The 13644-nt window shown below is 40.2% G+C and carries 13 protein-coding genes; 10 read left to right on the top strand and 3 right to left on the bottom strand.

Features of this window, described 5'->3' with window-relative positions; translation table 11 throughout:
* The first annotated feature begins 199 nt into the window (after nucleotides 1-199).
* From alaS to N9I19_RS07490, 4 genes are all read left to right on the top strand, one after another.
* Nucleotides 200-2836 (top strand): alanine--tRNA ligase, encoded by a 2637-nt coding sequence (gene alaS, locus N9I19_RS07475; protein WP_317777389.1) that lies wholly within the window; start codon nucleotides 200-202, stop codon nucleotides 2834-2836.
* Nucleotides 2837-2902: 66 nt separating this feature from the next.
* A complete protein-coding gene (locus N9I19_RS07480; RefSeq protein ID WP_034311358.1) occupies nucleotides 2903-3172 on the top strand; it encodes an IreB family regulatory phosphoprotein in 270 nt (89 codons plus the stop codon).
* Nucleotides 3172-3597, top strand: coding sequence for a Holliday junction resolvase RuvX (gene ruvX / locus N9I19_RS07485; RefSeq protein WP_061464156.1), 426 nt, complete (start codon nucleotides 3172-3174; stop codon nucleotides 3595-3597). The genes N9I19_RS07480 and ruvX overlap by 1 nt, the downstream gene beginning before the upstream one ends.
* A 12-nt stretch (nucleotides 3598-3609) precedes the next feature.
* Entirely contained in the window at nucleotides 3610-3900 is a 291-nt protein-coding gene (locus N9I19_RS07490) for a DUF1292 domain-containing protein (RefSeq protein WP_034308630.1), read from the top strand.
* 56 nt (nucleotides 3901-3956) lie between these two features.
* Here N9I19_RS07490 and N9I19_RS07495 read toward each other — a convergent pair whose 3' ends face one another.
* Nucleotides 3957-4112: a hypothetical protein gene (locus N9I19_RS07495; protein WP_317777390.1), complete on the bottom strand. Its 156-nt coding sequence runs from the start codon at nucleotides 4110-4112 to the stop codon at nucleotides 3957-3959.
* A gap of 337 nt (nucleotides 4113-4449) precedes the next feature.
* Here N9I19_RS07495 and mltG point away from each other — a divergent pair, with 337 nt between their 5' ends.
* The 5 genes from mltG to udk all read left to right on the top strand — a co-directional run bounded on the left by mltG (nucleotide 4450) and on the right by udk (nucleotide 9393).
* A complete protein-coding gene (mltG, locus tag N9I19_RS07500) occupies nucleotides 4450-5586 on the top strand; it encodes an endolytic transglycosylase MltG (protein WP_317777391.1) in 1137 nt (378 codons plus the stop codon).
* Nucleotides 5587-5870: 284 nt separating this feature from the next.
* Entirely contained in the window at nucleotides 5871-6536 is a 666-nt protein-coding gene (locus N9I19_RS07505) for an O-methyltransferase (protein ID WP_176431778.1), read from the top strand.
* On the top strand, nucleotides 6523-7452 hold the full coding sequence (locus tag N9I19_RS07510) for a peptidase U32 family protein (protein ID WP_317777393.1): 930 nt from the start codon (nucleotides 6523-6525) through the stop codon (nucleotides 7450-7452). Before N9I19_RS07505 ends, N9I19_RS07510 begins: the two co-directional genes overlap by 14 nt.
* Nucleotides 7453-7484: 32 nt before the next feature.
* A complete protein-coding gene (locus tag N9I19_RS07515; protein WP_061464151.1) occupies nucleotides 7485-8756 on the top strand; it encodes a peptidase U32 family protein in 1272 nt (423 codons plus the stop codon).
* A 1-nt stretch (nucleotide 8757) separates the two neighbouring features.
* Nucleotides 8758-9393, top strand: coding sequence for a uridine kinase (gene udk / locus N9I19_RS07520; RefSeq protein ID WP_061464150.1), 636 nt, complete (start codon nucleotides 8758-8760; stop codon nucleotides 9391-9393).
* Nucleotides 9394-10604: 1211 nt separating this feature from the next.
* On the opposite strand, the gene N9I19_RS07525 is transcribed toward udk, so the two are convergent.
* On the bottom strand, nucleotides 10605-11111 hold the full coding sequence (locus tag N9I19_RS07525; protein WP_317777394.1) for a hypothetical protein: 507 nt from the start codon (nucleotides 11109-11111) through the stop codon (nucleotides 10605-10607).
* 6 nt (nucleotides 11112-11117) lie between these two features.
* Nucleotides 11118-11531 carry a hypothetical protein gene (locus N9I19_RS07530; RefSeq protein WP_317777395.1) on the bottom strand — a complete coding sequence of 138 codons (414 nt, stop codon included), beginning with the start codon at nucleotides 11529-11531 and terminating at the stop codon, nucleotides 11118-11120.
* Between the two features lie 1587 nt (nucleotides 11532-13118).
* Between N9I19_RS07530 and greA the strand changes: the two genes are divergently transcribed.
* A complete protein-coding gene (gene greA, locus N9I19_RS07535; protein ID WP_056528546.1) occupies nucleotides 13119-13595 on the top strand; it encodes a transcription elongation factor GreA in 477 nt (158 codons plus the stop codon).
* Nucleotides 13596-13644: the final 49 nt, after the last annotated feature.

The following is a 13644-nucleotide window of genomic DNA, read 5'->3' on the forward strand; positions in this document are numbered from 1 at the left end:
AAGAGCAGCAGAAAGCTAGTCCTGAGAGCAGCTAATACCTGCCGTCATGCCGCGTTAAGGCTTTTATGAAGGTGATGGACATGGGATTTCCCTGCGTCCATAATCAGGGTGGTACCGCGAGTCAACTCTCGTCCCTGTTTTTGGGATGGGAGTTTTTTGTGTGCTCAAAATTACATAATTTTAAAAGGAGGATATATATATGAAGTATTTAACTGGTGCTCAAATCCGCCAAATGTATTTAGATTTTTTTAGTGAAAAAGGCCATAACATCGAACCAAGTGCGTCATTGGTTCCTCATGAAGATCCATCACTGCTTTGGATAAATTCAGGTGTCGCTACTTTAAAGAAATATTTTGATGGACGGGTGATTCCTGAAAATCCAAGGATTACAAATGCACAGAAGGCAATCCGTACAAACGATATTGAAAACGTGGGGAAAACTGCACGTCATCATACGTTTTTCGAAATGCTCGGTAACTTTTCCATTGGTGAATACTTCAAAGAAGAAGCCATCACATGGGCATGGGAGTTTTTGACGGATGAAAAATGGATTGGGTTCGACAAAGAGAAATTGGCTGTGACAATCCATCCAGAAGATGATGAAGCATTCGAACTCTGGAATAAAAAAATCGGTGTTCCTGCTGAAAGAATCATTCGTCTGGAAGAAAACTTCTGGGATATCGGTGAGGGTCCAAGTGGCCCGAATACAGAGATTTTCTATGACCGCGGACCAGCATACGGCGATGATCCGAATGACCCGGAACTATATCCAGGCGGGGAAAATGAACGTCATCTAGAAGTCTGGAATCTTGTGTTTTCTCAATTCAACCATAATCCTGACGGCTCTTACACACCTCTTCCAAAGAAAAATATCGATACGGGCATGGGACTTGAACGTATGGCTTCCGTCGTTCAAGATGTGGCGACGAACTATGATACGGATTTATTCATGCCAATCATCCGGGCAGTCGAAGAAATCTCCGATGTGAAATATGGTGTCGATGCAGAAAAAGATGTTGCATTCAAAGTCATTGCCGACCATATTCGTACGGTAGCCTTTGCGGTAGGTGACGGGGCTCTTCCATCCAACGAAGGGCGCGGTTATGTATTACGCCGTTTGCTTCGAAGAGCGGTTCGTTATGCTAAGCAAATCAACATCAATCGTCCATTCATGTTCGAGCTTGTGACGGTCGTTGGCGAAATCATGAAAGACTTCTACCCTGAAGTCCTCAAGAATAAAGAGTTCATTGCAAAAGTTATCAAGAATGAAGAGGAACGCTTCCATGAAACTCTAAATGATGGACTGTCCATCCTTTCTGAAGTCATAAAAAAGGAAAAGGAAAAAGGCGGTACGACCATTCCGGGCAGTGATGCATTCCGTTTATATGACACATATGGTTTCCCGATCGAGTTAACGGAGGAATATGCAGAAGAAGAAGGCATGACGGTCGATCAAGCTGGATTTGAAAAAGAAATGGATGCACAGCGCGAACGTGCCCGTTCAGCGCGTCAAGATGTTGATTCCATGCAAATCCAAGGCGGGGTATTAGGAGATATTAAAGTTGAAAGTGAGTTTGTCGGCTATGATCAAATTGCGGTCGAAGCCAAAGTTTCTGCCATCATTAAAAATGGCGAGCTTGTAACGGACGCACAAGAAGGTGAGGAAGTTCAGGTAATATTGAACAAGACTCCTTTCTACGCGGAAAGCGGGGGTCAAATAGCTGATAAAGGAACGGTGGCTAATGAATCCGTTAAGTTGGATGTCCATGATGTTCAAAAAGCTCCAAATGGCCAAAATCTGCACCGTGTAACTGTGGCTGCCGGCACTTTAATGTCAGGTTCCGATATCGTTGCTTCGGTAAATCATGAAAATCGCATCCATATCACGAAAAATCATACAGTGACACATCTTCTGCATCAGGCGTTGAAAGATGTGCTAGGTACACATGTCAATCAGGCAGGTTCACTCGTACAAGCTGAGCGCCTTCGCTTCGATTTCTCTCATTTTGGCCAGATAACGGCGGAAGAGATTGAGCGGATCGAAACGATTGTAAATGAAAAGATTTGGCAAAGCCTTCAAGTGAACACTGATTATAAAAACATTGAAGAAGCCAAAGCGATGGGCGCAATGGCCCTGTTCGGCGAAAAATACGGCAAGATTGTCCGTGTCGTGCAAATAGGCGATTATAGTCTTGAACTTTGCGGTGGCGTTCACGTCCCGAATACCGCGGTAATCGGCTTGTTCAAAATCGTTTCAGAAAGCGGCATCGGTGCGGGAACTCGCCGGATAGAAGCGGTAACGGGTGCAGGAGCATACAAATTGATGACTGATCAAATTGGTGTCTTGAAAGACGCGGCTGCTAAATTGAAAACGAACTTGAAAGATGTACCGTCAAGAATTGAAACGGTCTTGGCTGAAGTGAAGGATCTTCATCGTGAGAATGAAAGCCTGACTGCAAAATTAAGTAATATTGAAGCAGGAAGCCTTGTTTCTAACGTAAAAGACATAAATGGGGTTCAAGTATTGGTGGCAAAGGTTCAAGCTACCGACATGAATAATCTTCGTGCCATGGCGGATGATTTGAAACAAAAGCTCGATTCTGTCATTATCGTATTAGGATCGGCTCAAGGTGATAAAGTCAATTTGATTGCCGGAGTTACGAAGGATTATATCGATCGCGGTTTCCATGCAGGTAAATTGATCAAAGAAGTTGCTTCCCGTTGCGGCGGAGGCGGTGGCGGACGTCCAGATATGGCCCAAGCCGGCGGAAAAGACCCAGAAAAATTGGATGCAGCACTTAATTTTGTTGAAGAATGGGTCTTATCGATTTCATAATCAATGGAAAGTGTTGTACAATGTAGATATTAGTGGATTCTGGACGCTGAGGAGAGGTGCATGTTAATGAGTTCCTTTGATAAAACGATGAAATTTAATTTTCCCGAAGAACCATTCGAAAGAGATGTACAAGAAGTATTGTCTCAAGTGTATGTTGCACTTCAGGAAAAAGGTTATAACCCGATCAACCAGATTGTCGGTTATCTATTATCTGGTGACCCGGCCTATATCCCGCGCCATATGGATGCTCGAAACATTATTCGTAAGCTTGAACGCGATGAAATCATCGAAGAATTGGTTAAGTCGTATCTTAAGAACCATCGAGAGGAATACTAATGCGCACAATGGGACTTGATTTAGGTTCAAAAACCATCGGCGTTGCCGTGAGTGACGCGATGGGGTGGACTGCACAAGGATTGGAAACGATCAAAATTAACGAAGCTGGTAATGACTTCGGCTTTAAACGTCTCAATGAAATAATAAAAGAGCATGAAATTTCTAAAATTGTCCTAGGTTTACCTAAAAATATGAATGGAACCGTTGGACCGCGAGGCGAGATCAGTCAAGATTTCGCCAAACGATTAGAAAAAAAATTCAAGCTGCCTGTGTTTCTCTGGGATGAACGGTTGACAACTATGGCGGCTGAACGTGTCCTTCTTGAGGCGGACGTGAGCCGAAGCAAACGCAAGAAAGTCATTGATAAAATGGCAGCTGTCATGATTCTGCAAGGTTTCTTGGACAGACAAACAAATTCAATATGAGGTGGAATACAAATGGAACACGGCGAAAACAACATTACAGTAGTAGATGAAAACGGAAACGAGCAGCTTTGCGAAATCCTTTTCACATTCGACTCAGATAAATTCAACAAATCTTATGTACTTTATTATCCGATGTCTGCAGAAGATGAAGAGGAAGAAATTGAAATCCACGCTTCATCATTCGTACCAAGCGAAGATAATAAAGATGGTGAACTTACACCGATCGAAACCGAAGAAGAATGGGATCTGGTCGAAGAAATGTTAAATACATTCCTTGACCAAGAAGAAGCTGAAGAAGAATAAGATTAGAAAAAACCGACCTCGATCAGGTCGGTTTTTTTCATTTATGTACCAGCAATTTATCTTTTCTCTACGAATAAAAGAATAAAAGTAGCGAGCGGACCCAAAAATACTGATAGCAAGAACCAATTCAACGCCGTTCTATTTTTACCTTGAGCAAGTCCGGCGTTTATGAGTGCCAATGTCCCCCACCCTACAAAATAAGAATTATCCAACTCCTTCACACCTTTCTTCAGCTTATAATTAATAATAGCATTCCTTCATGCGTATTCCAGTCATTGCCTGAAAATTCCTTACACATGCAGGGGGGAAAATTGGGGGCGTTTTTTAAGCTAAAGAGAAAAGATGTCACTATTTTCCTGGTGAATTACATCTGTATATTGACAAAACTAGTGCATTTTTGCCATAAATAGAGTAGAAATGAATGTAGTTTTGCAAAAACCATGTAATTATTTGTTGATTTTAGTATAATGTTCGAAGCAAAGTTTAATTAAAGAAAGCATCACCTAGAAACCATTCTGTAGTTGGTGTGAGTTTGCAGGGGGAATGAAAATGGATGAAAAAGATAAAAATCTATCTAAAAAGGAACATATCCGAATGAAATTGTTAGAACGGCAAGGAGAAGCCAAGCTGGTACGTAAAATCATCATGATTACGATAGCTTCGCTTATTTTATTAATTGGGATAGTTGGTCTTGTGGGCTTTTTATATATCAACTCAGCCATGAAACCAGTCGATCCTGATGATGACACCATCAAAAAAGTGAAAATCCCAATCGGATCTTCCGTGAACGAAATTTCAACACTGCTTGAAGAGCAAGGAATAATCAAGGACGCACGCGTATTCAAATATTATATTAAATTTCGGAATGAATCCGGTTTTCAGGCAGGTGAGTATAAATTGTCACCTTCCATGCCAATTGAAGATATTGTCACAAGCATCAAAACCGGGAAACTCATGAAAGAGGCTGTATTGAAGATAACGATTCCTGAAGGAAAGCAGCTTATCCAGATTGCCGATATCATTGCAGTGAAGACGGATGAAGATCCGAAAAAGGTGTTTAAGGAATTGAATGATAAGAAATTCGTTAAGTCCATGGAAAAGAAATTTCCGGAGCTCTTGACGTCGGAAATTGAAAATAAAAAGGTTTTATATCCGCTTGAAGGGTACCTTTTCCCAGCTACATATGACTTTTATGAGAAAAAGCCGACATTGGAATCCATAGTCACCGAGATGCTGAAGAAAACGGAAGAGACATTGCAGGCATACGAGCCCCAGATGGACAAAAGCGGTTATTCCGTACACCAGATGCTGACTTTCGCTTCGCTTGTCGAAGAAGAAGCCACGGCAAAAGTTGATCGCGGAAAGATAGCTTCCGTCTTTTATAATCGGATGAAGGAAGGTATGCCGCTTCAAACGGATCCGACCGTTCTGTATGCAAAAGGTTCACATAAGAGTAAGGTGTACTACAAAGACCTTGAGGTGAAGTCCCCGTATAATACGTATAAGAACAAGGGGCTGCCGCCAGGACCGATTGCCAATGCCGGAAAGACCTCGATTGATGCGGTTTTGAAACCTCAGAAAACGGATTTCCTATACTTTTTGGCAACACCTGAAGGGGAAGTCCTTTACTCCAAAACTTTGGATGACCATAATAACAAAAAGGCAGAGCATATTTCCAATAAATAAATAAAAAAATGGCAAAGCGACTGAGGGGGGAGAGATATTACTTTCCCCTTGTTTTTATGATAGAATAGTACAAGTGAATTTTAGATCCGATTTTTATCGGTGACGTAACTCGGCGAAGGCCGGGTTTTATTTTGAAAGATAAGGAAATGTAGATCGTCAAGCATACTTGTTTCAGCTCCTTGTGAAAAATTGTAGGCATTTGAAGATGAAATCTTTTTTGACCGATCAATTTCTTCATGTACTGACCAAGCGCTTTCGTTTTTCTTATAATTGGAGGAAACGTTTTGAACGGAAAAATAGAACAATATCTTCATTCCTTAATTCCGGAGCGTACGGGTTTGATTAAGGAGTTGGAAGACTTTGCAATTGAAAATAGTGTGCCGATCATGGAGCCGGAAGGTATTGAGGTGCTGCTTCAGATTTTAAGGCTTCATCAGCCTAAGGCGATTCTGGAGGTAGGTTCGGCCATTGGCTATTCGGCCATAAGGATGGCTGAGACCCTTCCGGAGGCTCAAATCGTTACACTTGAACGAAATGAAGCCCGTATTGAGCAGGCAAGAACTAACTTCGAGAAGGCTGGACTGTCCAAAAGGATTACCCTCATTGAAGGTGATGCCCTTGAAGCGGGACCGAAAGTCATGGAACATGGTCCGTTTGATATCATCTTCGTTGATGCAGCTAAAGGGCAGTACAAGCGATTCTTTGAACTATTTGAACCAATGCTTGCAGATGCTGGCATTATCATTACGGATAATGTTTTATTTAAAGGATTGGTTGCCGAAAATATTGAAGAAATGGAAATGACGAGACGAAAGCGAGCTCTCATCAAAAAAATCAGAGACTTTAACATCTGGTTACATGACCATCCTCATTTCGATACCGTAATATTGCCGATTGGTGATGGTGTGGCCATAAGTAAACATAGAGGTGACAAAAATGAAAAAACCTGAATTACTCGTGACTCCAACAAGTGTCAGTCATATAACAGAACTCATCGATGCAGGAGCAGACGCCTTCGTCATTGGCGAACAACGTTATGCCCTTAGGCTGGCAGGGGAGTTCAAACGTGAGGATGTCAAGAAGGCGATTGAGCTTGCACATGCCGCTGGCAAGAAAGTGTACGTGTCAATGAACGCCATATTCCATAATGAAAAAGTGGACGAGCTTGAAGAGTATGTCACATTCCTTAAAGAGACTGGTGCTGACCGGATCATATTCGGTGATCCGGCAATCTTAATGGCTGTCCGTGCAGCGGCACCTGATATGCCCCTGCACTGGAATACAGAGATGACGGTAACGAACTGGTACACATGTAATTATTGGGGAAAACGCGGTGCTGTCCGTGCCGTGGCTGCCCGTGAAATAAGCCTGGACGAGATAGTGGAAATGAAAGAAAATGCCGAAGTGGAGATTGAAGTGCAAGTGCACGGCATGACGTGTATGTTCCAATCCAAGCGTACGCTTCTGGGGAATTACTTTGAATATCAAGGCAAGGCATTGGAAGTGGAAAATCGGAAGGAACATAGAAATATGTTCTTGCATGATAAGGAACGTGAAAATAAATACCCGATTTATGAAGATGAAAATGGTACACATATCATGAGTCCGAATGATATGTGCATGATTGATGAACTTCAGGAATTGATTGAAGCGGAAATTGATTCCTTGAAAATCGAAGGGTTATTACAAACACCGGAATATATCATCGAGATGACAAAGTTATATCGGGAAGCGATTGACGTATGTGCAGATGACCCTGACCGTTATGATGATATGAAATCGGAACTATTTGAAAAGGTCAAAGCGGTTCAGCCGGATAGTCGTGAGTTGGATACAGGATTCTTCTTTAAAGAATCGGTTTATTAAAGAAAAGGGTAAGAGAAAGAGGAGGAATAGCCTTGAATGCTATTGCTGATAAAATTTCCAAGATCGTTGATGGAAAGAGAGTCATTGTAAAAAAACCGGAATTGCTGGCTCCGGCTGGCAACCTGGAAAAATTAAAAATCGCCGTCCATTACGGCGCGGATGCCGTATTCATTGGCGGGCAGGAATATGGTCTTCGTTCCAATGCAGGCAACTTCACGTTTGAGGAAATGAAGGAAGGCGTCGAATTCGCTAAAAAGTATGGTGCTAAAGTATATGTAACAACAAATATCTTCGCACATAATGAAAATATCGATGGTCTTGATGAATACCTGGAAGGTCTTCAGGAGGCTGGTGTTCATGGAATCATCGTCGCCGATCCATTAATTATCGAAACTTGTAAACGGGTCGCTCCTAACGTAGAAATCCATTTAAGCACACAGCAATCGCTGTCGAACTGGAAGGCTGTTCAGTACTGGAAAGAGGAAGGCCTGGAGCGGGTTGTTTTGGCACGTGAGACGAGTGCTGATGAAATCCGTGAAATGAAGGAGAAGGTCGATATCGAAATCGAGGCTTTCGTTCACGGGGCCATGTGCATTGCCTATTCTGGACGCTGCACCCTTTCGAACCATATGACGGCGCGTGATTCGAACCGTGGCGGCTGCTGTCAGTCATGCCGTTGGGATTACGATTTATATGAGTTGGATCAAGATGGGGAAAAGGCTCTATTCGATAAAGAAGATGCTCCATTCGCAATGAGTCCAAAAGACCTGAAGCTTATTGAATCCTTGCCAGGCATGATTGAAATTGGCATTGATAGCTTGAAAGTCGAAGGAAGAATGAAGTCCATTCATTATATTGCTACAGTTGTCAGTGTCTATCGTAAAGTGATTGATGCGTATTGTGCCGATCCGGACAATTTCAAGATTAAAAAAGAATGGCTCGAGGAGCTTGATAAGTGTGCGAACCGTGAGACGGCATCTTCGTTCATGGAAGGGGAAATTCCTGGGTATAAACAGCAAATGTTCGGGAATCATACCGTAAAGACTCGCTTCGACTTCGCGGGATTGGTGCTTGAATATAACGAGGAAACTCAAATCGCCACCATGCAGCAACGTAACTTCTTCAAGCCTGGAGATGAAGTGGAGTTTTTTGGACCGGAAATCGAAAACTTCACTCAAAAAATCGGTACGATCTGGGATGAGTCAGGTAAGGAGCTGGAGGCAGCTCGCCATCCGCTTCAAATTGTCCGCATTCAAGTAGATAATCGAGTATATGTGAACAATATGATGCGGAAGGAGAATTGACATGACAAGGAAAAAACCAGTGGTCATCGGAGTTACCGGAGGGTCAGGATCAGGTAAAACAAGTGTTACCCGTTCCATTTTTGAATTCTTTCAAGGACATTCGATCTTGATGATCGAACAAGATTATTACTATAAAGATCAAAGTCATTTGCCTTTTGAAGAACGGTTGAAAACGAATTATGATCACCCTCTGGCATTTGATAATGATTTGTTAATCGATCACATTAACGCATTGCTGCGCTATGAAACGATAGAAAAACCAGTTTATGATTATTCGATCCATACACGTTCAGAAGAAGTCATCACAGTTGAGCCCCAGGATGTCATCATCCTTGAAGGGATTCTTGTGCTGGAGGATGAGCGCCTCCGGGATCTGATGGATATGAAACTGTATGTTGATACTGACGCAGACTTGCGGATACTCCGTCGGATGACCCGTGATATTAAAGAACGCGGCCGTTCCATAGATTCCGTCATCGATCAATACATCAGTGTCGTTCGCCCGATGCATAATCAATTCATAGAACCGACGAAGCGTTATGCCGATATCATCATTCCAGAAGGCGGTCAAAACCATGTGGCGATTGACCTTATGGTGACAAAAATAAGGGACATACTTGAAACATCATTGCTGTAACAACGTTTTAACAAAAATATTACCTGAAAATTGAATAGCAGCCCACTCTTTGCCCACCAAGTAAAGGATGTGGGCTGCAAAATCATTAACTTGCATAATTAATTTTATTTGTTTATTTATCTCTTTACTTATATGAGCGTATACGTTTAATGTAGCCTTTATAGATTCGTGTCCGACCCTTAATTGTATTCCTGGAACTGTTTTCTTCGTTTTCTAATAATAAGGCCGTATGAGTGTGCCTGAGGCCGTGTGGAGTGATTTTGGGAACTCCTGCTTTTTTAAATAGTATTTAGTTGATACCCGAAATTCGAGCTGGGTCAGGTTTGTCCGGTTTATCGGAAAAGATAAAATTAAAATCCTTATAAACATTTCCACTTTTCATCCTAATTTGATTTTGACTATGATGCCACGATTTCAATTGTTTAATTACTAGCGGCGGAATAGGCATCTTACGTTTTAGAGCTGATATATACTCATTTCTTAAGTCGTTTTTTTGAAATAATGTCTTAGTAACATTAAGAATCGCACTTTCAAAATCAATATCATCCCACTTTAACCAACAGCCTCACCAATCCTTAATCCAGAAAAGACCAATACAAGAAATAAAGTTAATTCTTTTTGTTGATTTTCAAATTAAGCTCTTCTTTGCCCAATACCCTTTATTTCCTTCTCCAGTTTCAATGTATTTCTCTCTTGGTAATTTTGCCTCCACTATTTAATTTTTCAACTGAACATTTCCTACTCTTTGCTTGATCACTTTTATGCTTATATTGTGGATTAATCGACGAGGGTCCCTTCGAATATCTTCATTTACATTAATTAAATTTACTTACTTCTGGATTTTGTTTATAAAGGCTTTCTTATAAGGATATAGAAAAAACCCGAATAATAAGGGGACTTTTTTTACGTGTCCATTATTCGAGGATAGTACAAGACCGGAGGGGAGTTTTTCTTAATTCGTGTTTAAGGATTGAAAGGTAAATTTCTTTTTGAAAGGAGAATAAATGAATAGTAATTGGGAAATTATTCATTAAAAACAGGTATCAACTCATTTTATAAGTTTATTATATGATTGAAAGGCTACTCCCGATGCAATAAATGAACCAATAAAGCAGTGCCTCCTAGTGTAAACAACCTCCCTATTCAATTTGCGAAATGTCGTTATATTATTGCCTCCAACTTAGACTTAAATATGATTATACAGGCAAGATTTACTGTTGATGAAAATTGGGATAAACGTAGTTTTGTAAGAAAATCACTTCTCTTTTTAGTGATTCTGTAATAGAAATTAAAGACTCCATATCCTGCTGTAATGAATTGATTTGTTTTTCCATTTTTCTTATTTTTCTACTTTGTTCCTTTGCTTCTTTTTCTGCTTGTTTCTCTACTAAAGCGGATTGTTCAATTTCAAGTGCAACACCTCCTGATGCAACCAAATCTCCAATGGTAACGATTATAGCTCCGACCAATGCTAATATAAATCCAGCATTAGACTCAGATTCTGCTTCTGATGTTGTATTTTTTGAGTTGTTAGTTAATCCCTTTTCAACTTCTTCAATTTGTTCAACTTGTTCAACTTCTTGGGCTTCTAATGCAATTCCCAAAATAGTGAGAATGTTTCCTATGTTTACAATCATCGAACCAAAAAAACTAATCTTATCCCCAGCATGAGCAGGTAAGGAATACAATATATTATTTTCCTCAGGTCTTTGGTCCAAAGCTTCTCACCCTCTTGGTTGTAAATTTATTTTTTCAATTAAACACATTGTAATGTCAGTTAATGAGTCCTGAATCACTAAAAATTTGGAAATTTCCTCTTTAATATCATTTTCTTTTAATTCTGTGGGTACAACATTTTCTACCCTGGATATTAAACTATTTAGACAATCTAATATATCATTGAATGTTTTGATTAATAATTCATGTTCCGTTACTAAGATATATGGAGGGGAAATGGTCTCAAGAGATTGTAAACTGCTTTGACTTACACTTATCGCATTTTTTATATCTAAACAATATTGATTATGATCAGAAATGATTCCATTCGAATAAATAGGATAAATCATATTAGATACATATACTAAATTCCCTCCAACGAGATGGAGAGTTTGACCGTATTGCTTGAAACTTTTTCTCATTAGAATCCCCCTTGATTAACCGAAAGACTTTGGGCTTATTACTTAAATAATGTATGTGAAAGTAAATAAAATGGTTCAATATAAAAGTAATGTTGGTAAATAATTAGACCTGTTAGAAAATCGATTTTCTCTCTTTTTTGTCAGCACAACATACGCCCGCCGGTTAAAGTGAATTAGGTGGTATAAAAAAGGTGATTATATTCATGGCCCATGAAATCCACATCAAAATGCGAACTTGTCCATCAGTTTATTCACAATTCCATTAAGGTTCATGCATGGTTAACCCCGCTTTTCACCTTCATCGCAATTTCTATGAGCGCTTTGTTGCCGATGCCTATTCCCTGTATACATGTGAATGCTATTTTGTAGGCAGGATAATCAATACCTTATTACACTGTTTAATAATCTTCCAGAATTCCTGTATGGTTTCAGCTTTTCCGCAGAAGGAACTTACAGGTTCTATAAATACATCTAGAACCCAATGGGCTGTGTAATAAAGAATTTTCTCGAGAATTATCCACATGAGAGAATTGAGCAATGGCTTTACGTTTATTTTTTTAATATTTTGTTTTAAGGCTGGACACTTTCACAGGGGTCTTGCGGGACATTTCATCTTTCAAAGGTTGAATAATGATGGCATTGGCTGTCAGCATCATATCCTTTTTCTCTTCTTTGGTACTTTTCGGATCATGCCAAGGTCTTCAAGTTTTTTCATTAAACGAGTGCCTGTTTTATATGAAACTCCCAGGTTAAAAGCAATCGTATTTTTACACATGTAGCTCACACCGATTTGCTTGCAGCTGTGGAGTGTTAAAACCTCCGGCGAAGCCAATTAGTCTATCCTGTACGTCCGCACGCTTAAGACGCACGTATAGTGTCTCTATAAGTAAGCACGTACTGCTTTATTCATTACCTCTCTTTCTGTGAAAGGTGATAGGTTTTTATTTGATTCTTCATTGGATATTACATCGATCCGTTTCTTCATTAATATAATGTCTCTTGCTTGGAAACAAAAAAGCAACGTTCACCATAATAAATCATGGCAAACCATCACTTATGCACGCTGTGCTCTTTTGTATTTGGGGGAATGGTCTGCCCACCTATTGCCCACCGATTATCAATTCATATCTATAATCGTCTGAAAAGAAGAGGTAATTGGTGTTCATGAAACTTTGATGTATTGCATCTTGATTTAGATGGAATACTACCCCTTATCCCATATAACGTTTGACCTTATGGTGACAAAAATTCAAACAATCCTTGAACAAAAGTCTTTTTTGTAATAACATAGCATAAATAATGATATGTGCCATTTTCCTCCGTTTTTTAAAATAATCCCATTTATTTATTGGGAAAGACTGGACAAATGTTGGAAAACGCAATACTCTATTCTTGATACAGAACGAACCGGCTGCTCACCGCAGTCGGTTTATATACTAAGGAACGGATGTTTCTTAGTACCAATGCGCGTACTTTTTTATTCGCGCAATTATATATTTTGACTCGAGTATTAGGGTTAAGCACTTATAGTACATAAACTTGTCACAGCGAATGCTTGCTGTAAAGAATTAGAAGGAGTGAAGGGTTTTGGCAATTGAAAAAGAGTATCCAATGACTAAAGAAGGAAAGTTAAAGCTTGAACAGGAACTGGAACAATTAAAAACGGTTAAACGTAAAGAAGTGGTGGAGAGAATTAAAATCGCCCGCAGTTTTGGGGATCTTTCCGAGAACTCGGAGTACGATTCCGCAAAAGAAGAGCAGGCATTCGTTGAAGGACGAATTACTACAATCGAAAACATGATCCGTAATGCTAAAATCATTGAAGGCAATGATTCGAATACAGATACAGTTTCACTTGGGAAGTCGGTAACATTCGTAGAACTTCCAAATGGTGACGAAGAAACATACTCCATCGTAGGGAGTGTTGAAGCGGACCCATTCGAAGGGAAAATTTCCAATGATTCTCCAATCGCGAAAAGCCTAATAGGGAAAAGGGTCGGCGACAAGGTATCGATCATGACACCTGGCGGCGAAATGAGCGTCAAGATTGTTTCCATCAGCTAAATACGGCTTAAGAGGGTGTCCATAGGGGCATCCTCTTTTTTATCGGAAA

This window comes from Peribacillus sp. CSMR9 (genome assembly GCF_033141925.1).
GTDB lineage: Bacteria > Bacillota > Bacilli > Bacillales > DSM-1321 > Peribacillus > Peribacillus simplex_A.